Genomic DNA, 19365 nt, shown 5'->3' with positions numbered 1-19365 from the left:
GCGTGCATGTAACGTGCCTTATTTTCACCCTACATATGATAATGGTGTTTCAAACAAGAACGCATAAGCGTACATATCAAGCGTCAGGCGCCGTATACTGTAGTATTCGGAAAAATGACAATCCATTACTTAACGTGTTACAATAAGGAAGCATTTCAAGTCCAAAACGAAAAGAGGTTGGTCGCATGAACCTGGTACCGATCGTAGTCGAACAGACGAATCGCGGAGAACGGTCCTATGACATCTACTCCCGATTGCTGAAGGATCGCATTATTTTTCTCGGGAGCGCTATTGATGACGATGTCGCAAACTCCATAATCGCTCAGCTGCTGTTTCTGGCGGCCGACGATCCAGAGAAGGACATCCATCTGTACATTAACTCTCCGGGCGGTTCCGTAACCGCGGGAATGGGAATATATGATACGATGCAATACATCAAACCCGAAGTGTCCACGATCTGCATGGGCATGGCGGCAAGCATGGGTTCGCTCTTGCTGACCGCGGGAGCGAAGGGCAAGCGGTTCGCGCTGCCTAACGCAGAGGTCATGATTCATCAGCCGCTTGGCGGGGTCAGAGGCCAGGCAACCGACATTAAGATTCATGCGGATTGGATTCTGAAGACGAAGCAGAAGCTGAATCAAATTTATGTCGAGCGTACCGGGCAGCCTTACGAGAAGATCGACCGCGACACAGACCGCGATTATTTTATGAGCGCCGAAGAAGCGCTGAACTACGGTCTGATCGATAAGGTCATCACGACGCCACTGGGGTAACATTACGATAGAAGGGGTGAGTACATGTTCAAATTCAACGATGAAAAGGGTCAACTAAAGTGTTCGTTCTGCGGCAAATCGCAGGATCAGGTGCGCAAGCTGGTAGCCGGTCCTGGCGTCTATATATGCGATGAATGCATCGAGCTGTGCACGGAAATCGTGGAAGAGGAGCTCGGCAACGACGAAGAGCTCGATCTGAAAGACATTCCGAAGCCGAAAGATATCCGCTCGATTCTGGATTCCTACGTCATTGGCCAGGATTCCGCCAAGAAGTCGTTGTCCGTTGCCGTGTATAACCATTACAAACGGATCAACTCCGGCAGCAAGATCGAGGATGTGGAGCTTCAGAAGTCCAATATCCTGCTTCTGGGACCTACGGGTTCCGGCAAAACGCTATTGGCGCAAACGATGGCCAAAATTTTGAACGTTCCGTTCGCGATTGCGGACGCAACTTCTTTGACGGAAGCCGGCTACGTCGGCGAAGACGTCGAAAATATTTTGCTTAAGCTGATTCAAGCGGCCGATTACGATGTCGAGAAAGCCGAGCGCGGCATTATCTACATCGACGAGATCGACAAAGTGGCGCGCAAATCCGAGAATCCTTCCATTACGCGCGACGTATCGGGCGAAGGCGTTCAACAGGCGCTGCTCAAAATATTGGAAGGCACGGTCGCTTCCGTACCTCCGCAAGGCGGTCGCAAGCATCCGCATCAAGAATTTATCCAAATCGATACGACGAACATCTTGTTCATCTGCGGCGGCGCGTTCGACGGCCTGGAGCAGCTGATCAAACGCCGCATCGGCAAGAAGGTGATCGGCTTCAATTCCTCAGGCGACACGACGAAGGACTTGAAGGCGGGCGAATACTTGACGATGGTATTGCCGGAGGATCTGCTGAAGTTCGGATTGATTCCGGAGTTCGTGGGCCGTCTGCCGGTCATCTCCACGCTGGAGCCGCTTGACGAGCCGGCCTTGGTACGGATTCTGTCCGAACCGAAGAACGCCCTCGTGAAGCAGTACCAGAAGCTTCTTGAGATGGACAACGTGAAGCTGGACTTCGAACCGGCCGCGCTGGACGCGATCGCGAAGGAAGCGATCAAACGCAATACCGGCGCCCGGGGCCTGCGCGCAATCATCGAAGGCATCATGCTCGACGTGATGTACGAGGTGCCGTCGCGCGACGACGTGAACACCTGCCTCATCACGGAGAAGTCGGTGCAGGAGAAGATTATGCCGGAGCTGACTGCGAAGAAAGGCAAGAAGAAGGAAGAAAGCGCCTAATAATGGCATCGGGATTCCACCCTGTGGCCAGCGAAACTCCGCTGGCCGCGGGGTGGACTTTGACGTTCTTGTCACCTTTCGGTTTGATCGGCGTAGTATTTAGGGCATGTTCATTGTCCAATTACCTGCTCCGGAAGTTCCTGCTGAATACAAGATTCGATGTCGAATAGGCTTCATGGGATACTGCGTGATCAAAATTGGACGCAGGATGGGAGAGATAACGTATGTATAAGCGCCAGGATACCGTTCCGGTTAAGGTCGGCGATCTGACGATCGGCGGCAGCAACGAAGTCATTATTCAGAGCATGTGCACAACCAAGACGGCGGACGTGGAAGCGACGGTCGCCGAAATTCTCCGTCTGGAGGAAGCGGGCTGCCAGATCGTCCGCGTGACCGTCAACAACAAGGAAGCCGCCGAGGCGATTAAGGAAATCAAGAAACGCATTCATATTCCGCTCGTCGCGGACATTCATTTCGATTACAGGCTCGCGCTTGCCGCGATCGAGAACGGGGTCGACAAGGTAAGAATCAATCCCGGCAATATCGGTCGCCGCGAGAAAGTGGAAGCCGTCGTGAAAGCATGCAAAGAACGCGGCATTCCGATCCGGATCGGCGTCAACGCGGGCTCGCTCGAGAACCATCTGCTGGAGAAGTACGGTTATCCGACGCCGGAAGCGATGGTCGAAAGCGCGTTGTTCCACATCGGCATTCTCGAGGAGCTGGACTTCCATGATATTATCGTCTCGCTGAAGGCATCCGACGTGCCGATGGCCATCGCGGCATACAGCATGGCAGCCGAGAAGATCAAATATCCGCTTCATCTCGGCATTACGGAAGCGGGAACGCTTCATACGGGTACGATCAAGAGCTCGGCCGGCATCGGGGCGCTTTTGTCGATGGGCATCGGCAACACGGTCCGGATCAGCCTCAGCGCGGATCCGGTAGAAGAAGTGAAAGTAGCGCGCGAGCTGCTCAAGACGTTTGGTCTTATCACGAACGCGGCTACGCTGGTCTCCTGTCCGACATGCGGCAGGCTCGACATCGATTTATTCTCCATTGCCAACGAAGTCGAAGACTACATTTCCAAAATCAAAGTGCCGATCAAGGTATCGGTGCTGGGCTGCGCGGTGAACGGCCCGGGCGAGGCGCGGGAAGCGGATATCGGCATCGCGGGCGCCCGCGGCGAAGGCATGCTGTTCCGGTACGGCGAGATGATTCGCAAGGTGCCGGAAGCGGAGCTGCTGAGCGAGCTGAAGAAAGAAATCGACCAAATCGTGAGCGTCTATGAAGCGACTGGAGAAATTCCAGGGCGCAAGCATCATACGCATACTTAATAGCAATAGTAAAGGCTGCTAGGACCAACAGGTTCTAGCAGCCTTTTGCGTTATTGCGCATATTTTCCGATTTCTGTGGCAAATTAAGGATTGCAGCGATGACAAAGGCAAAGGCGGGAGCATGTTGGAGCGTATTAGCCTTAATCAGCTTGGATCGATGATCGTGTTGTTTCTTATCGGAAGCTCGTCCTTGTTTTTGCTAGCGAGCGACGCTGGCAAGGATGCGTGGCTTGCTGTGTTCATCGGCATGCTCGGCGGACTTGTATTATTATGGGGCGTTAATCTGATGATTTTTCGAAATGCGCCTCGTAGCAATCTAATTGAGGTGATCAACGATCATTTCGGCAAGTGGTTAGGCTTCGTTTTCTCTCTAAGCTATGTCATCTATTTTTGTTATAAATCGATTCGCAATGTAAGAGAATTTGGCGACTTAATTAATATGGTATTGCTTCCGAATACGCCAATCAGTGCGATTATGCTTATTGTATGCGGTATGGCAGCCTATACCGTATTCAGCGGTGTAAACGTATTTTTTCGAATGGCTGAATTTATTTTACCAATCGTTATTGGTATCTATGTTTTGTTGTTTCTAATCATGGCTGGAGCAGGATTGCTTCATCTTGAGAATGTGCTGCCGGTACTGGATGAAGGCATAAAGCCGGTATTGAAGGCGGCTTTTCCAGGGCTTATTTCGTTTCCTTTCGGCGAACTTGTTCTGTTTCTCATGTATTGGAAGTATGCGGAGCAAGACGGTGGAATGATTCGTGTCACAATGAAGTGTTATATATTTTCTGGGCTGTTTATTACGCTTACGAATTTACTTCTATTATCAGGCTTGGGCAAGTTGGGGGCCGTCGTCACGATTCCGTTCTTGCATATTACTAAATTTATTCAAGTGGCTAAATTTTTGGAGCGTATTGATCCTTTAGTCGCATTATTGTTATTTACGGGTGTTTATTTTAAGTTGACTGCCTATTTTATGGGTGCTGTGCTCGCATTGCGATATTTAATGAAAATCCCGGAGCGCTACGCGGTCCCGTTAATTGGATGCGTCATCTTCTTTGGTTCGTTCCTTTTTCGAAACTACATGGAGCAAGTGTCATTTGGCTTTCAGTTTAATTTGAAATACCATTTTCCTATTTTTCAGATCGCCTTTCCTTTACTGCTATTGATTGCTGTGGTCATCAAAAAAAGATGGAATGAAAAGGTGCATGCGAATGAACAATCAGAACAATAAAAGTGCAAATGCGGCGGAGAAAGAGACGCCTATATCAAGCGACTTGGAGCATAACCTTAAGCTCATTGCCGAAGAATTAGGCACCGAGCCTGATATTGTTGTGCGAGAGCTTCATCTTTTCGCTAGCACTAGAGCCGCTGTTTTGTCAATTGCAGGGTTAACAGATACGGCTGCTGTTAACTTTTTGGTCCGAAGCATGCTTGCAGATCAGCCGGATGGAAGCAATGCCTTAGCGGAGGGTGATCCGTTCCAAACGCTGCTGTACCGAACGCTTGCGACCGGCAGCGTTCGCAAGCTGGAGTTCATGGACGGTATCTATTGCGCGATGCTTGAGGGGCTGACCGTTATTTTGTTGGACGGATGCAATCAGGCGATTGCCGCAAATACGCATGGCGGCGAGAAACGCGGCGTTGAGGAGCCAAGCACGCAAACCGTTGTACGAGGACCGAAGGAAGGCTTCGCCGAAAGCATTATGACCAATATCGCGCTTGTTAGAAATAAAATAAAATCAACGAATCTTCGAGTCGAGTACAAAATCATCGGCCGCGAGACGAGAACGACTGTGGCCATTGCATATATGAAAGGGATAGCAGCTAATAGCGTAGTGCAAGAGATTCATCGCAGGCTGGACGATATCGATACGGATAGTATTCTGGAAAGCGGATATATTGAAGAATTTCTTCTAGACAAAACGTATACGCCGTTTCCGCTTATTCAAAACTCGGAGCGGCCCGATGCGATCGCGGCAAGCCTGCTGGAAGGGCAGGTGGCGATTCTTGTTGACGGAACGCCGTTTGTGCTTCTCGCCCCGGTTACTTTCGTTAAGTTTTTTCAATCGAGTGAGGACTACTACCAAAGCTATGACATTGCAACATTTCTGAGGCTCATTCGTTTCGTATCCTTCTTTGTATCGATGCTGCTGCCCGCGCTCTACATCGCCATCACAACCTTCCATCAGGAGATGCTGCCGACACCGCTGTTAATCAGCATTGCCGCACAGAGGGAGGGGGTGCCATTCCCGGCAATCATCGAAGCGCTATTGATGGAAATAACGTTTGAGATTTTACGGGAAGCCGGGGTCCGAATGCCACGGATCATTGGCCCAGCGATCTCGATAGTCGGCGCGCTCGTGCTTGGGCAATCGGCTGTGCAAGCAGGACTAGTCTCGGCGGCGATGGTTATTGTCGTATCCTTTACCGCGATAGCAACCTTCGTCATACCTTCTGTCAATATGGGCACGTCCGCCAGGTTGATTCGCTTTACGATGATGATATTGGGAGGCACCTTCGGCGTATTTGGCATTATGGCCGGGTTGATGATTTTGTTGACCCATCTGTCTGGACTCCGTTCGTTCGGGATTCCGTATTTAACGCCAATTTCCCCGTTAGTGAAAGGCAACCTGAAGGATGTGTTCGTGCGTGTGCCTTGGTGGGCGATGAATAAACGACCTGGCTTGTATAAGATTCCAGGATCGAGACGACAAGGAACGCCAAAGCGAAATTCTGATCGGGGCGATCGCAGCGGCGGGCAAGAGGGAGGGAGAGAATGAAGCAGCGTATAACAAGCATGCAGGGTGTCGCCATTCTCGTAAACACAATCGTACCGAGTGCGGTGCTGCAATTGCCGGGCTATGTCATCCAAATCACAAAGCAGGACGGATGGATTACGATCCTCTTTGCCCTTCTGGTTGGCCTAATGTTTACCTATCTCATCGTAAAAATATGCAGTCAAAGCAATGGAAAACCGTTTATGTCGTGGATGGAGTCCAGATTTGGAAGTGCGATAGCATTCGTTATAGGTATCAGCCTTTGCGGCTATTACTTCTTAACGGCGACAAGCGTGGTCAGGCAATTTACGACTTATGTTCTGGAGCAGCTGTTAAGTGCAACGCCTATGCTTGTCATTGCAAGCATGATTACCCTAGTGTCTATATATATGGCCTGGCAGGGAGTAGAGGCGATGGCGAGAATTCACTTTATTGTTCTTGCATTTAGTTTCTTGCTCATGGGCGTGAGTCTCTTTCTGTTGTGGGGTTACTTCGATTGGACAAATTTTCTGCCGATGTTTGAAACGGCTCCCATGCGTCATTTGTCCGCTGCGACCATGCCTATAGGTTGGTTATCGGAAATTTCGGCTGTGCTGTTTTTGCTTCCTTATTTTGAGAAGCCTGTACAAGGCGCGAAAGCGGCAATATGGGGAACCATTACTTCTGCTGCGATGATTGCTTTATCTGTGCTCATCATCATTGCGGTTTTTGGCGTGAAAATAATAAATGCGTTGTCCTATCCGGTATTCGCTGCATTAAGCATGGTTGAGGTAGGAAATTTTGCGGAACGTATAGACGTGTTTTTGCTGACGGCGTGGATGGCTTCCATGTTCGCAAAGGTTTCCGTTTTTTTGTTTTGCTTCATGCAGCTGTTGGACTATACGTTCCGAGTGAAAATACGTTCCAATGTGCTGTTTCCCTACGCCATTGCTGCCTTTATTTGCGCCGCAGCCATCTATACATGGCAGAGAAATGCCAATTTTATTTCATTCAGTTTTACTACGCTTTCCCTATATCTCATATTGAACAATTATGTGATCCATCTTCTCATATGGCTCGGGCTGCGCTTAACTCGGCGTAAATCGATGATAGCAGCGGAAGGGGCGGGTACATGAAAAATTGGCGAACGGTATCCATTTCACTGCTGTTTCTATGTTGTGCGGCAACACTCACCGGTTGCTGGAGCCGAAATGAATTAAATGAGCTCTCCATTACGTCCGCCACGGCGATTGATCGGGAGGGTGATGAGTGGGTTGAAACATTCCAGGTTGTCATTCCTTCTGCGATTTCTACTGGAATCGGGATAACGGGCGGTGGAGGAGGATCGCCTGTAATTGTCTATTCGACCAAAGGACGAACGATTAGGGAAGCTGATTTGAATAGTGTATTTGAAAGTCCGCGAAGGCTATATTTTGCGCATAACCGCATAATTGTAATTAGCGAAGAAACGGCGCGCCGTGGATTGAATCCGATTTTGGACGTTTATTTACGCAATCCCGATTCAAGAGAAACGGTCGATGTTCTTGTAACAGCGGGCAAGTCGCGAAAAATACTAGAGCAAATGATGCAAATTCAGAAAATTCCCGGCGACGGCATACGAGAGATCAATTCAGTAGAGGCGAAGTATACGTCGGCACTTCCCGAAGTGAAGATGTTTCAACTGGCGATGAGTCTATCCAGCGATTCGGCAAGCGCTCTGCTGCCAGAAATTTATTTGTCAGGGACGAAGGATACGTCGTCTGTATCCGATTTTGAAAATACATCGCTTCCGTCCAAGCTTAAGCTCGGCAGAGTCGCTGTAATCAAGCAAGATAAAATGGTCGGTTGGCTGTCCCGCAATGAAGCGCTCGGAGTCGCTTTTATAAGGAATAAGGTGAAAAAGGCGCTTGTTTCGCCAGCATGTCCGGAGGAAGACGGCAAAAGTTCTACTTTCGAAATCGTGAAGTCAAAAACCGTACTGAAGCCTTCCCTGAAGAATGGCAAGTTACATGTAAAGGTTCATATCAAAGCTCGCGGGTTGCTGAGCCAGACGGATTGCAAATCGATGGATTTATATAAACCTGAAGTCATCAAGCGGCTTGAGAAGGATGTTGGGGAAGATATCTCCTTAAAGGTCCAGTCGGGCTGGAAATCGTTGCAGAAGCTGAATACAGATGCCGTTGGTTTTGCTGACTTGGCGCATCGAAAGTATCGCAAGGAATGGCGCGCCTGGCAAAACAATTGGGATGAGGTGTTCGCCGACATTCAAATTCAAACAGATGTACATGTTACGATTTCGAATGTCGGACTTAGCAATCAGCCGATCAACGTGGATAAGCTGCGGGAAGGCAAGAAATAGAGGAGCGGAGCTTGAATGGAGTTAATGGAGATTACGGGCGCCTTGCTGCTCGGAGCGGCGCTCTGGATTGGCGCTAAACAATTTCATAGGAAAGGCTTGCTTCGCGAATATATCGTTTATGCGGCAATGGTTGTGTGGACGGCTTATTTATTTGCCTCGGAGCGTTATCATTGGCCGCAAGTATCGCCGGTTACGATTATAAGTGCTGCAATTAAACCGCTGGCCCGGTTGCTGCAAAATGCAGGATGGATCGTCTGATTTCTGCCTGTGAAAAAAATAGAGCGGACGGTTATTCACGCAACCATGAGGCAATACTGACATAATACGGATGCCTTCGAGAAACAGGCGGTATGAGAGGAGCGGGAATAAATGAGTCTAAGTGTCGTGTTAATGTTGATTCAAGTGTTTTTTGCCGTCGTTATCGGCTTGTATTTTTGGAATTTGCTGCGTAATCAGAAGACGAACCGCTCTGCGGTCGATCGGGAATCGCGCAAGGAAATGGATAAGCTGCGCAAGCTGCGGTCGGTTTCGCTTACGAAGCCGCTCGCAGAGAAGACGCGCCCGCAGTCGATGCAGGACATCGTCGGACAGCGCGATGGGCTAAGGGCGCTTAAGGCTGCATTATGCAGCGCGAACCCGCAGCATGTTATTATTTATGGACCGCCTGGAGTCGGTAAGACGGCTGCCGCGCGTGTCGTATTGGAAGAAGCGAAGAAGAATCCAAGCTCGCCTTTCCTTCCGGAGGCAAAGTTCACCGAGATCGATGCAACAACAGCGCGCTTCGACGAGCGGGGCATTGCCGATCCGCTGATCGGATCGGTTCATGATCCGATCTACCAAGGTGCAGGAGCGATGGGTGTAGCGGGAATACCGCAGCCGAAGCCCGGCGCTGTTACTAAAGCCCACGGCGGCATTCTATTCATTGACGAAATAGGAGAATTGCACCCGATCCAAATGAATAAACTGTTAAAGGTGCTGGAAGACCGCAAAGTATTTCTCGAGAGCGCCTATTACAATTCTGAGGATGCGAACATTCCTGTCTATATTCATGATATATTCCAGAATGGGCTGCCGGCAGACTTCCGTCTTGTAGGCGCGACAACGCGTTCGCCGCAAGAAATTCCGCCGGCAATTCGTTCGCGCTGTATGGAGGTGTTCTTCCGGCCGCTGCTGGCAGATGAGATTGCATTAGTTGCCGAAAATGCGGTGAAGAAGATCGGCTTCGCTCCATGCCCAGAAGCGATCGAGGTCGTGAAGCGTTATGCGACGAACGGCCGCGAAGCTGTCAACGTCATTCAGCTTGCGGCGGGCGTCGCGTTGTCGGAGAAGCGGGACCAAATAACGGCGGGGGATATCGAATGGGTCGTCAACAGCAGCCAAATCCCGCCGCGTCCGGATCGCAAGGTGCCTAGCGCGCCGCAGATCGGCTTCGTCAACGGCTTGGCCGTCTACGGCCCGAATATGGGGACGCTGCTGGAGATCGAGGTGAGCGCCATCCCTGCCGCTCCAGGCAAAGGCCAGTTCACCATTACGGGCGTCGTCGACGAGGAGGAGCTGGGCGGCGGAACCCGTACGCTTAGAAGAAAGAGCATGGCCAAGGGCTCGGTCGAGAACGTGCTCACGGTGCTCCGCAGATCGGGGCTGAATCCGCAGGACTTCGATTTGCACATCAACTTCCCGGGAGGCACTCCCATCGACGGGCCATCCGCGGGAATCGCCATGGCGACGGCCATCACCTCCGCCATCCGCGGCATTCCGATCGACAATAAGCTGGCGATGACGGGCGAGGTCGGCATTCACGGCAACGTAAAACCTGTTGGAGGCGTGCTCGCGAAAGTGGAAGCGGCGTTCCAGGCCGGGGCGGTACAGGTTATTATTCCGAAGGAGAACTGGCAAGCGATTTTCGCCGATCTGGACGGTCTCAAGGTGATCCCGGTCGATCGGGTAGACGAAGTATTTAGACACGTGTTCCCGGCTTTGGAAGCAGAGCCCGAAGAGAAGGAAGTGCCCGTGTTGAACGAACTGTTCATGCCGACGAACGTCCCTTATTTGCAGGCGGATTCCGCGGAATGATAAAATAAGGTAGACGTTAAGAAATGGAGGTGCAGGTATGGGACCAAGCAAATCGAAAGGTCGCCGGCTGCCCTTGCTTCCGCTAAGAGGATTGCTCGTCTATCCCAGCATGGTGCTTCACCTTGATGTGGGCAGGGATAAATCCGTCCGCGCGCTGGAGCGGGCAATGGTCGAAGATCACATGATCCTGTTATGCTCGCAATCGGAAGTCAATATCGAGGATCCGACCGAAGAGGATATTTACAAGATCGGCACGATCGCGAAGGTGAGGCAGATGCTAAAGCTTCCGAACGGGACGATTCGCGTATTAGTAGAAGGGGTTGTTCGCGCCGAAGTGCAGAGCTACGTGGCGAACGACGAATTTTACGAGGTCATGGCGAAGGAGCTGCCCGAGGAGGAGACGGACGATCCCGAAGTGGACGCTTTGATGAGATCCGTTCTGAATCAGTTCGAGCATTATATTTCGTTATCGAAGAAGGTTACTCCGGAGACGTACGCGGCGGTGTCGGATATTGACGATCCAGGCCGCCTCGCCGACGTCATTACGAGCCACTTGTCTTTGAAGATCAAAGACAAACAGGACATTCTGGAAACCATCGACGTTGCGGCTAGACTGGAGAAGCTGCTTGACCTGCTTAATAACGAACGCGAAGTGCTGGAGCTGGAGCGACAGATTAACCAGCGGGTCAAGAAGCAGATGGAGAAGACGCAGAAGGAATATTATTTGCGCGAGCAGATGAAGGCGATCCAGAAGGAGCTTGGCGAGAAGGAAGGCCGTGCCGGCGAAGCCGAAGAACTGAGAGGCCAGCTGGATGAAGCAGGCGTTCCCGATACGGTAAAGGAAAAGGTTAACAAGGAAATCGACCGGCTCGAGAAGATGCCTCCATCCTCGGCCGAAGGCGGCGTTATCCGCAATTATATCGATTGGTTACTCGCATTGCCTTGGAAGACGATGACCCATGACGATCTCAGCATCGCCAGGGCGGAAGAGATCTTGAACGACGATCATTACGGCCTGGATAAGCCGAAGGAACGCGTACTGGAATATTTGGCCGTGCAACAGCTCGTGGGGAAAATGAAAGGCCCGATTCTGTGTCTCGTCGGACCTCCGGGCGTGGGCAAAACCTCGCTCGCCAGATCCATCGCTAAGTCGCTCGAACGAAAGTTCGTACGGATCTCGCTCGGCGGCGTTCGCGACGAAGCCGAGATCAGAGGCCACCGCAGAACGTACGTCGGCGCGATGCCGGGCCGCATCATGCAAGGCATGAAGACGGCCGGAAGCCTGAATCCCGTCTTCTTGCTGGACGAAATCGACAAGATGGCTTCGGACTTCAGAGGCGACCCGTCGTCCGCGCTGCTCGAAGTACTCGATCCCGAACAGAATAGCACGTTCAGCGATCATTACATCGAAGTGCCCTTCGATCTATCGAACGTCATGTTCGTCACGACGGCGAACGCGCTTCATAACATCCCGCGTCCGCTGCTGGACCGGATGGAAGTGCTGTACATCCCCGGTTATACGGAGCTGGAGAAGGAACAGATCGGCGTCCGGTATTTGCTGCCGAAGCAGAAGCGCGAGCATGGCCTTGCGGAAACGCAATTGGAGCTGACGGACGAGGCGCTGCGCCTTTTGATCCGCGAGTACACAAGAGAATCTGGCGTCCGCAACTTGGAGCAGCAGATCGCGGCGATATGCCGCAAAGCGGCCAAACATTTTGTCTCCGAAGGCAAGCCGGACGAATCGGGCGAAGAGAAATCCGAGCCTGCGCCGCTTCGAGTGGATACGGAGCTCGTCAAGGAATGGATCGGGCCTCCGAAGTTCAGATACGGCCTTGCGGAGAGCGAGAATCAAATTGGCGCCGTAACGGGGCTGGCCTGGACCGAGGTCGGCGGCGATACGCTCGTGATCGAGGTATCTGTGATGCCTGGCAGCGGCAAGCTGACGTTGACGGGCAAGCTAGGGGATGTCATGAAGGAATCCGCGCAAGCGGCCTTCAGCTACACGCGTTCCAAAGCGGCGGAGTTGTCGATCGATCCCGGCTTCCACGAGAAAAACGACATCCACATCCATATCCCGGAAGGCGCGATTCCGAAGGACGGTCCGTCCGCCGGCATTACGATCGCTACGGCGCTGATCTCGGCGCTAACCAACCGTTACGTCTCGAGGGAAGTCGCGATGACCGGCGAGATCACGTTGCGGGGACGCGTTCTTCCTATCGGTGGTTTGAAGGAGAAGTCGCTTGCGGCTCACCGGGCCGGCATTAAGAAAGTGCTGCTTCCGAAGGACAACGAACGAGATTTGAAAGACATTCCGGACAGCATCAGGGGAGACATGACATTTGTCCCGGTCGGGCATATGGACGAGGTGCTTCGGCACGCGCTTCTGCCGGAAGGAACAGTAGAGAAAGCGGGTATTCCAATTTCATGAAAATCTTAGATGTGCAATTCGTAATAAGCGCGGTTAAGCCGCATCAATACCCTGAGGACGCCTTGCCGGAGATTGCTCTGGCAGGGCGTTCCAACGTGGGCAAATCATCGCTTATCAACAAAATGATCATGCGCAAGAACTTGGCGCGAACAAGCTCGCAGCCGGGCAAGACGCAGCAGCTCAATTATTATCGCGTAAACGATAGCGTCTATTTCGTCGATTTCCCCGGTTACGGCTACGCCAAAGTGTCCAAGACGCAGAGGGAGCAGTTCGGCGAGATGATCGAGACCTATCTTAGGGAGAGGGAGCCGCTAAAGCTCCAGCTGCTGATCATCGACATCCGGCATGAGCCGTCCAAGGACGACGTGCTGATGTATCAATGGCTCAAGCATTACGAGATTCCGACCTGCATCGTTGCGACCAAAGCGGACAAGATCCCCCGGTCGAAGTGGGATAAACACATCAAGATGATCAAGACGACGCTTGAGGCGGATCCCCGCGATTCGGTCGTATTATTTTCGTCGGAGACCGGGCTTGGCCGCGAGCAGCTGTGGGACGTCATCAACGAAGCGATCGCCACATAAGGCAGAAAGCACGCGATGTTCTCTTATAAAGAGGAGAATTCATCGCAATTGTAGCAGTTACTCGTGAAATCCTCCGTTTTTTATGGAAATATGCTTAAATTTGAAGACTCGGCGACAAGAATAAAAATCGATGATCACGTATAATTAAACTATGCAATGCTGAAAAGGCTGCCGGCGCAAAAGCGGCGGGGTCTCAAAGAATTGAGGAGATTTTTATGGCTAAGCGGCTAGCCACAGAGTATGTAAATGCCAAACTGCAGCTTAAACACGAAGAGATGGCCCGATTTATCGCCTTGATGGAGGATGGGCAGCTGCGATTGCAGGTGCTGGTGCTCGATAACGGCAACCAGGAGCTTGTTCTTCAAGATGTAGCAGGGAGGGAAGAAGTCCGACTGACCTTTGAGCGTCGACAAGACTACTACGTTTGCGAGCTTAGTTGCCGTCTGGTAGAACCCAAATTGACCAATGCCTTGCGCAAAGCCGTCGCGGCCTTTAGGGGCAACGCGATCGTCAACCGAATCTACAGCCATTATACGATGATCTATCACTATACGAACGGCGCGGTCCGCAAAATCGTGGAAAGCACGGCAAGCGGCGAACGTACCGTGTTCGAACACAAGGACACGCTGGCCCAGCTGGAACGCGTATTCCAGAGCCGGCTCGTCGAACGCGAGATCGGACTGATCCAGGGAGCGGTCAACGAGCTTCTGGACCTGCGCAATCAGACGAAGGCGCCTCGAGAGATCGAGAGCATCGACGCGCGATTGAAAGAACTAACCCACAAGCTGTTCGCGCTTGAGGCGTAAGCCATCATAGCCGGGAAAGAACGGGAGAAGCAGCCGCCTTATGCGGCTGCTTTTTTTTGTCCGAGCGCGTTGCGGACATGTCAGAGACGACATACATTGATACGTAGCTTGCATTTGAGGTACCCGCCGAGGCTGTCTCCAAAAAAAACTATTGCAATTATAGCGGATAGATGTTATTTTTATTTTCGTTGAAAACAATGTTGCTTGAAAATTAGGAACCAGGATTCACTCAGGACATAGTTATGTTGCGAGAGATTAATCCCTCGGGAAGTGAATGACGTAGGTCCTAGCGGATGAAATTTTTTAAACATTTTATTCCTAGGAAGGGGGAACCGGAAGATGGAATACTCTACTTTCGGAAGACACGTTGCTGTTGATGCTTGGGGTGTAGATTTTGATTTGTTGAACAGCGCTGAATTTTTGCAATCTCACATGGTAGAGGCTGCGGAGGCTTGCGGCGCAACGGTTTTGTCCGTGCAATCCAAACAATTTGAACCTCAAGGCGCAACGGTTCTCGTGCTGCTGTCTGAGAGCCACCTCTCGATCCATACGTATCCTGAGAGAGGTTTCGCTGCGCTGGACTGTTACACCTGCGGTGAAACGGTAGATCCTCAGCTTGCGATCGATTACATGTTGACCGTTTTGAAGCCGAAGACGACACACGCGAAGAAACTTGTTCGCGGCATGGGCGAACTGCAAGTGGAAGAACCGAAGATGAAACAAATCGAGCTCGTGTAAGAACAGGCTCATTCATGTACCATACGGAAATAACCATGGAGCCAATCCATGGTTATTTCTTTGTGAAAAGCGGCAATACTATGATCAATTCAGCAAAAACGGATTTTTCAAACATTAGTCAAATATGAAACCTACATGAATGTCGAACTGTGCTATAATGATTGCTAACATCGAATTATCGGATAGATACAAACAAAGCGGAGACGGACAAGCTTACGTTCACGAGGGAAGGGGGATCGCACGCATGCACATTATCGCGGTCGGTTTGAATTACCGGACAGCGCCGGTGGAAGTCAGGGAAAAGTTTACGTTCGCGGAGAGAGAGCTGCCGGATGCATTAAAGGCATTAATGGGCACGAAGAGCATTATGGAATGTGTCATCGTGGCGACCTGCAACCGGACGGAGCTCTATGCCGTCGTAGACAGGCATCAATTATGCGGGCATTACATTCGCAGCTTTATGGAGAAGTGGTTCAAGCTGCCGCGCGAGCACTTCACGAACCATCTGTACATGTACGAGGACGAAGCGGCGATCCGGCATCTGTTCAAGGTTACGAGCGGACTTGATTCCATGGTCATCGGGGAGACGCAGATTCTCGGGCAAGTGAAGAGCGCCTTTTTGCAGGCTCAGGATATGAAGACGACGGGTACCGTATTTAACATGCTTTTCAAGCAAGCGGTCACGATGGCGAAGCGCGCGCACTCGGAGACGATGATCGGCGAGTCGGCCGTTTCCGTCAGCTACGCTGCAGTCGAGCTGGGCAAGCAAATCTTCGGGCACTTCAACCGCAAAACCGTCATGATCATCGGCGCTGGAGAGACGGGCGAGCTGACGGCCAAACATCTTTATGCGAACGGAGCCGAGCGCATTCTGGTCGTGAACCGGACGTTCGAGCGCGCCGCGCAGATTGCCGACAAGTTCGGCGGAAAGCCGCTTTCGCTTGAAGAGGCGATTCAAAAGCTGCCGGAGACGGACATCATTATTAGCTCTACAGGCTCGGAAGGCTACGTGCTGAACCGTTCGCAAGTCGCCGAGGCAATGAAACGCCGCAAGTCGAAGCCGCTGTTCATGATCGATATCGCCGTGCCTCGCGACCTGGATCCTTCCATCGCTGCCGTGGAGAACGTCTTCCTCTACGACATCGACGATTTGGAAGGCATCGTGGAGAGCAACCTGGAGCAACGACGCCAGGAAGCGGCCAAGATCGACGTGATGATCGCCGAAGAGATGGCGCAATTCGAGCAGTGGTACAAGACGTTAGGCGTCGTGCCGCTCATACGCGCGCTTCAGACCAAAGCCGCGGATATTCACGACGAGACGATGAACAGCTTGTCCAATAAACTGCCCGACCTCAGTGAACGAGAGCTTAAGGTTATCCGCAAGCTGACCAAAAGCATGATTAACCAAATGATGCAGGATCCCATTCTGCGAATCAAAGAGATGGCCGGCGAGAAGCGAGCGGAGGAAGCGATGGATATTTTCGTCAAACTGTTCGCGCTCGAGGAATTGGCAGAGTCGCAGCAGCAAGCCGGCAATTATCCGGCGCAGGCGGCGGAGCCGTCAAACGCGGCATCGGCCAAGCCTGTCCACAAACAAGCGGGAGCTCCTGCTTTTGCTCGTACTTAATTGGCTGGATTGTTCGAACGCAGGCGCGTGACGCAGGTTGACCTCACCTAGCAACGGAGAGTACAACCAACAGCGTCCGCAAATGCAGAGCTGCCTAAGCGGAGGGGTTATGGGAACAGCGAATTGGTTGTACGATACGATACTGTATGTTTACGCCCTGAGCCTTCTGTTTTATTTCTCCGACTTCATGAACGCGAGCCGGAGAGCGAAACGGATAGGAACAGGGCTGCTTATTTTTGTATGGGTGCTTCAGACTGGCTACCTGATCACGAGGTTGGTCTCTCACTCGGATTTATCGCAAATATCCGCTTTCGAATATTGGTTATGTTTCTCTTGGTTGCTTGTCACGGCGTCGCTCGTCATGAGCAGATTCTACGCCATCGACTACATCGTGTTTTTCGTCAATGTCGTCGGATTCGCCGTTCTTGCCCTTAACCTGTACGCGGGCGCCGCCGAGGGCAACGAATACGCGGTTGGGCAGACGACCCGCGAGCTGCTGTACGTACATATCAGTCTCATCCTATGCGCCTACGCGGCGCTTACGTTCGGAGCGTTGCTCTCGGGCATGTATCTGTTCCTTCATCACCGGCTGAAGAGCAAGCAATGGTCTAAGTTTGTTAGACGGTATCCTAGCTTGGACACGATCGAACGATTCTCGGACCGTTCGGTCATGATCGGGGTGCCGCTGCTGGCCATGTCGCTTGCGCTCGCCGTTACCTCGCTGCTCGTTGAAGGAAGGGTCATCCTGCTGCTTGATTGGAAGGTGCTTACTTCGTTCGCCGCGCTGGTCATGTTCATCATTTACGTCTATCAGCGCGCAGTGAACAGGCGACCCGGCCAGCAGCTGGCCAAGTTGTATTTGGCCGCTTTCCTGGTTCTGCTCTTGAATTTGGCATCCAGCGCGTTGTCTACGTTCCATTAAGGCACGGGTCATGGATTCATGTTATCGGTAGAAGGGATGGGATCTACATGACGGAACCCGAGCGGAGGCTGGAGAGCGTGTCGTATTACGCGGCGGCGCTTCAACTGCGCGGCAGACGCTGCGTCGTGGTCGGCGGCGGCGCAGTTGCCGAGCGAAAGCTTGCGGGGCTGCTGGAATCGGGCGCCGACGCTCTTCTTCTTGTAAGCCCCGAGGTTACGAAGGGGATCGAAGCGCTGGCAGCGGCGGAGCGGGTTGAACTTCGGTTGCGGGCTTACCGAGAGAGCGACCTGGACGGCGCATGGATGGTATTCGCCGCTACGGACAACGAGGGGCTTAATCTCGCGATCGCGCTCGCGGCGGAGCAGAGGCATCTGTGGTGCAACGTTGCCGATCGCGGAGAAGCCGGCAGTTTCATTACCCCTTCGGTCGTTCGTAGGGGAGATCTGCTGCTCTCGGTCACGGCGTCGGGAGCGAGCCCTGCGTTGTCGATGGCGATCAAGCGGGAGCTGGAGCGGCAATACGGACCGCGCTATGAAGCCGCAGTGGAGCGGCTACGCTTGCTGCGGGAGTATGTGCTGGCAGAGCTGAAGGACGAAGCGCTGCGGCGCGACGTGCTTAAGCTCGCAGCAGAGGAGACGCTTGACGACTCAAAAAATTTCCAGCAGATCGAGACCGGATTATGGTACCGGCAATTGCTGGACAGGACGAAGGGGAGGTAACGGGAATGGACAAAGCTGAACGCGTAATTACGGTCGGCACAAGACAAAGCGCGCTCGCGCTGACGCAGACGGGACAAGTGATCGACGAGCTGAAGCGAATCTGCGAGGAGCGAGGTTTTCCTTATACATTCGAAATTCGCAAGATCATCACCAAAGGGGATCGCATTCTGGATGTCACGTTGTCCAAGGTAGGCGGCAAAGGGTTGTTCGTCAAGGAAATCGAACAAGCGCTTATCGACGGCGAGATCGATCTGGCGGTTCACAGCATGAAGGATATGCCCTATGAGCTTCCGGAAGGACTCATGAACGGCGCGACGCCGAAAAGGGTGAATCCGATGGACTGCCTCATCATGAAAGAAGGCAACAGCTTGCAGGATCTGCCGCTAGGCGCCAAGGTAGGCACGAGCAGCCTTCGCCGCTCCTGCCAACTGAAACATGCGAGACCGGATCTGCAGCTGGAGTCGATTCGGGGCAATATCGATTCCCGGATCCGCAAGCTGGAGACGGAAGGTTTCGACGCGGTCGTTCTCGCGGCCGCAGGCATGACCAGAATGGGCTGGGAGGATCGGATATCCGCGATGATTCCGGCTGATCTATGTACGCCGGCGGTCGGACAAGGCGCGCTTGGCATCGAATGCAGGGAAGAGGATGCCGGCGTTAGGGAGCTGCTCGCGATCTTCAATGACGCGGATACGGAGCGTACCGTTCAGGCCGAGCGAAGTTTTCTCGGCACGCTTCACGGCGGCTGCCAAGTGCCGATCGGCGCGCATGCCGTCATTGTCGACCGCGCCGGCGATGCGCCCGTACTTGAACTGACCGGCATCGTAGGTTCGCCCGACGGGGGGACGCTGCTGAAGGAAATTAAGCGCGGAACCGATCCGATCGAGCTGGGCAAGGAAGTGGCGAATGCGCTGCTCGCGGCGGGCGGCGACCGGATTTTAGCGGAAATCGGGGGATAA

At 52.5% G+C, this 19365-nt stretch carries 17 protein-coding genes; all 17 read left to right on the top strand.

Annotated features, from left to right (window positions below):
- Positions 1-185 precede the first annotated feature (185 nt).
- The 17 genes from clpP to hemC all read left to right on the top strand — a co-directional run bounded on the left by clpP (position 186) and on the right by hemC (position 19365).
- Complete coding sequence (clpP, locus tag RB620_RS04320; protein ID WP_308092301.1) at positions 186-773, top strand: ATP-dependent Clp endopeptidase proteolytic subunit ClpP; 588 nt, start codon at positions 186-188, stop codon at positions 771-773.
- Positions 774-797: 24 nt separating this feature from the next.
- The gene (gene clpX / locus RB620_RS04315; RefSeq protein WP_308092299.1) at positions 798-2054 is read left to right on the top strand and encodes an ATP-dependent protease ATP-binding subunit ClpX; all 1257 of its coding nucleotides are present in this window, start codon (positions 798-800) and stop codon (positions 2052-2054) included.
- 224 nt (positions 2055-2278) lie between these two features.
- Positions 2279-3388 (top strand): flavodoxin-dependent (E)-4-hydroxy-3-methylbut-2-enyl-diphosphate synthase, encoded by a 1110-nt coding sequence (ispG, locus tag RB620_RS04310; protein WP_308092298.1) that lies wholly within the window; start codon positions 2279-2281, stop codon positions 3386-3388.
- A gap of 121 nt (positions 3389-3509) precedes the next feature.
- Positions 3510-4625 (top strand): GerAB/ArcD/ProY family transporter, encoded by a 1116-nt coding sequence (locus RB620_RS04305; protein WP_308092297.1) that lies wholly within the window; start codon positions 3510-3512, stop codon positions 4623-4625.
- Positions 4606-6174 (top strand): spore germination protein, encoded by a 1569-nt coding sequence (locus tag RB620_RS04300; RefSeq protein WP_308092295.1) that lies wholly within the window; start codon positions 4606-4608, stop codon positions 6172-6174. Before RB620_RS04305 ends, RB620_RS04300 begins: the two co-directional genes overlap by 20 nt.
- Positions 6171-7286: a GerAB/ArcD/ProY family transporter gene (locus tag RB620_RS04295; RefSeq protein WP_308092294.1), complete on the top strand. Its 1116-nt coding sequence runs from the start codon at positions 6171-6173 to the stop codon at positions 7284-7286. The genes RB620_RS04300 and RB620_RS04295 overlap by 4 nt, the downstream gene beginning before the upstream one ends.
- Positions 7283-8509: a Ger(x)C family spore germination protein gene (locus RB620_RS04290; RefSeq protein ID WP_308092293.1), complete on the top strand. Its 1227-nt coding sequence runs from the start codon at positions 7283-7285 to the stop codon at positions 8507-8509. Before RB620_RS04295 ends, RB620_RS04290 begins: the two co-directional genes overlap by 4 nt.
- A gap of 15 nt (positions 8510-8524) precedes the next feature.
- A complete protein-coding gene (locus RB620_RS04285) occupies positions 8525-8767 on the top strand; it encodes a hypothetical protein (protein ID WP_308092292.1) in 243 nt (80 codons plus the stop codon).
- A 111-nt stretch (positions 8768-8878) separates the two neighbouring features.
- The gene (gene lonB, locus RB620_RS04280; RefSeq protein ID WP_308092291.1) at positions 8879-10582 is read left to right on the top strand and encodes an ATP-dependent protease LonB; all 1704 of its coding nucleotides are present in this window, start codon (positions 8879-8881) and stop codon (positions 10580-10582) included.
- A gap of 37 nt (positions 10583-10619) precedes the next feature.
- On the top strand, positions 10620-13010 hold the full coding sequence (gene lon, locus RB620_RS04275; protein ID WP_308092290.1) for an endopeptidase La: 2391 nt from the start codon (positions 10620-10622) through the stop codon (positions 13008-13010).
- The gene (yihA, locus tag RB620_RS04270; protein ID WP_308092289.1) at positions 13007-13594 is read left to right on the top strand and encodes a ribosome biogenesis GTP-binding protein YihA/YsxC; all 588 of its coding nucleotides are present in this window, start codon (positions 13007-13009) and stop codon (positions 13592-13594) included. The genes lon and yihA overlap by 4 nt, the downstream gene beginning before the upstream one ends.
- Before the next feature lie 215 nt (positions 13595-13809).
- On the top strand, positions 13810-14400 hold the full coding sequence (locus RB620_RS04265; protein WP_308092288.1) for a non-ribosomal peptide synthetase module: 591 nt from the start codon (positions 13810-13812) through the stop codon (positions 14398-14400).
- A 339-nt stretch (positions 14401-14739) separates the two neighbouring features.
- Positions 14740-15138 carry an adenosylmethionine decarboxylase gene (speD, locus tag RB620_RS04260; protein WP_308092287.1) on the top strand — a complete coding sequence of 133 codons (399 nt, stop codon included), beginning with the start codon at positions 14740-14742 and terminating at the stop codon, positions 15136-15138.
- Positions 15139-15382: 244 nt separating this feature from the next.
- Entirely contained in the window at positions 15383-16765 is a 1383-nt protein-coding gene (gene hemA, locus RB620_RS04255; protein ID WP_308092286.1) for a glutamyl-tRNA reductase, read from the top strand.
- A gap of 109 nt (positions 16766-16874) precedes the next feature.
- Entirely contained in the window at positions 16875-17687 is an 813-nt protein-coding gene (ccsA, locus tag RB620_RS04250) for a cytochrome c biogenesis protein CcsA (RefSeq protein ID WP_308092285.1), read from the top strand.
- A gap of 47 nt (positions 17688-17734) precedes the next feature.
- A complete protein-coding gene (locus tag RB620_RS04245) occupies positions 17735-18406 on the top strand; it encodes a precorrin-2 dehydrogenase/sirohydrochlorin ferrochelatase family protein (RefSeq protein ID WP_308092284.1) in 672 nt (223 codons plus the stop codon).
- A 5-nt stretch (positions 18407-18411) separates the two neighbouring features.
- Entirely contained in the window at positions 18412-19365 is a 954-nt protein-coding gene (gene hemC / locus RB620_RS04240; protein ID WP_308092283.1) for a hydroxymethylbilane synthase, read from the top strand.

It is taken from the genome of Paenibacillus sp. LHD-117, assembly GCF_030929555.1.
Lineage (GTDB): Bacteria > Bacillota > Bacilli > Paenibacillales > Paenibacillaceae > Pristimantibacillus.
This window is presented reverse-complemented; position numbering and strand designations above follow the sequence as displayed.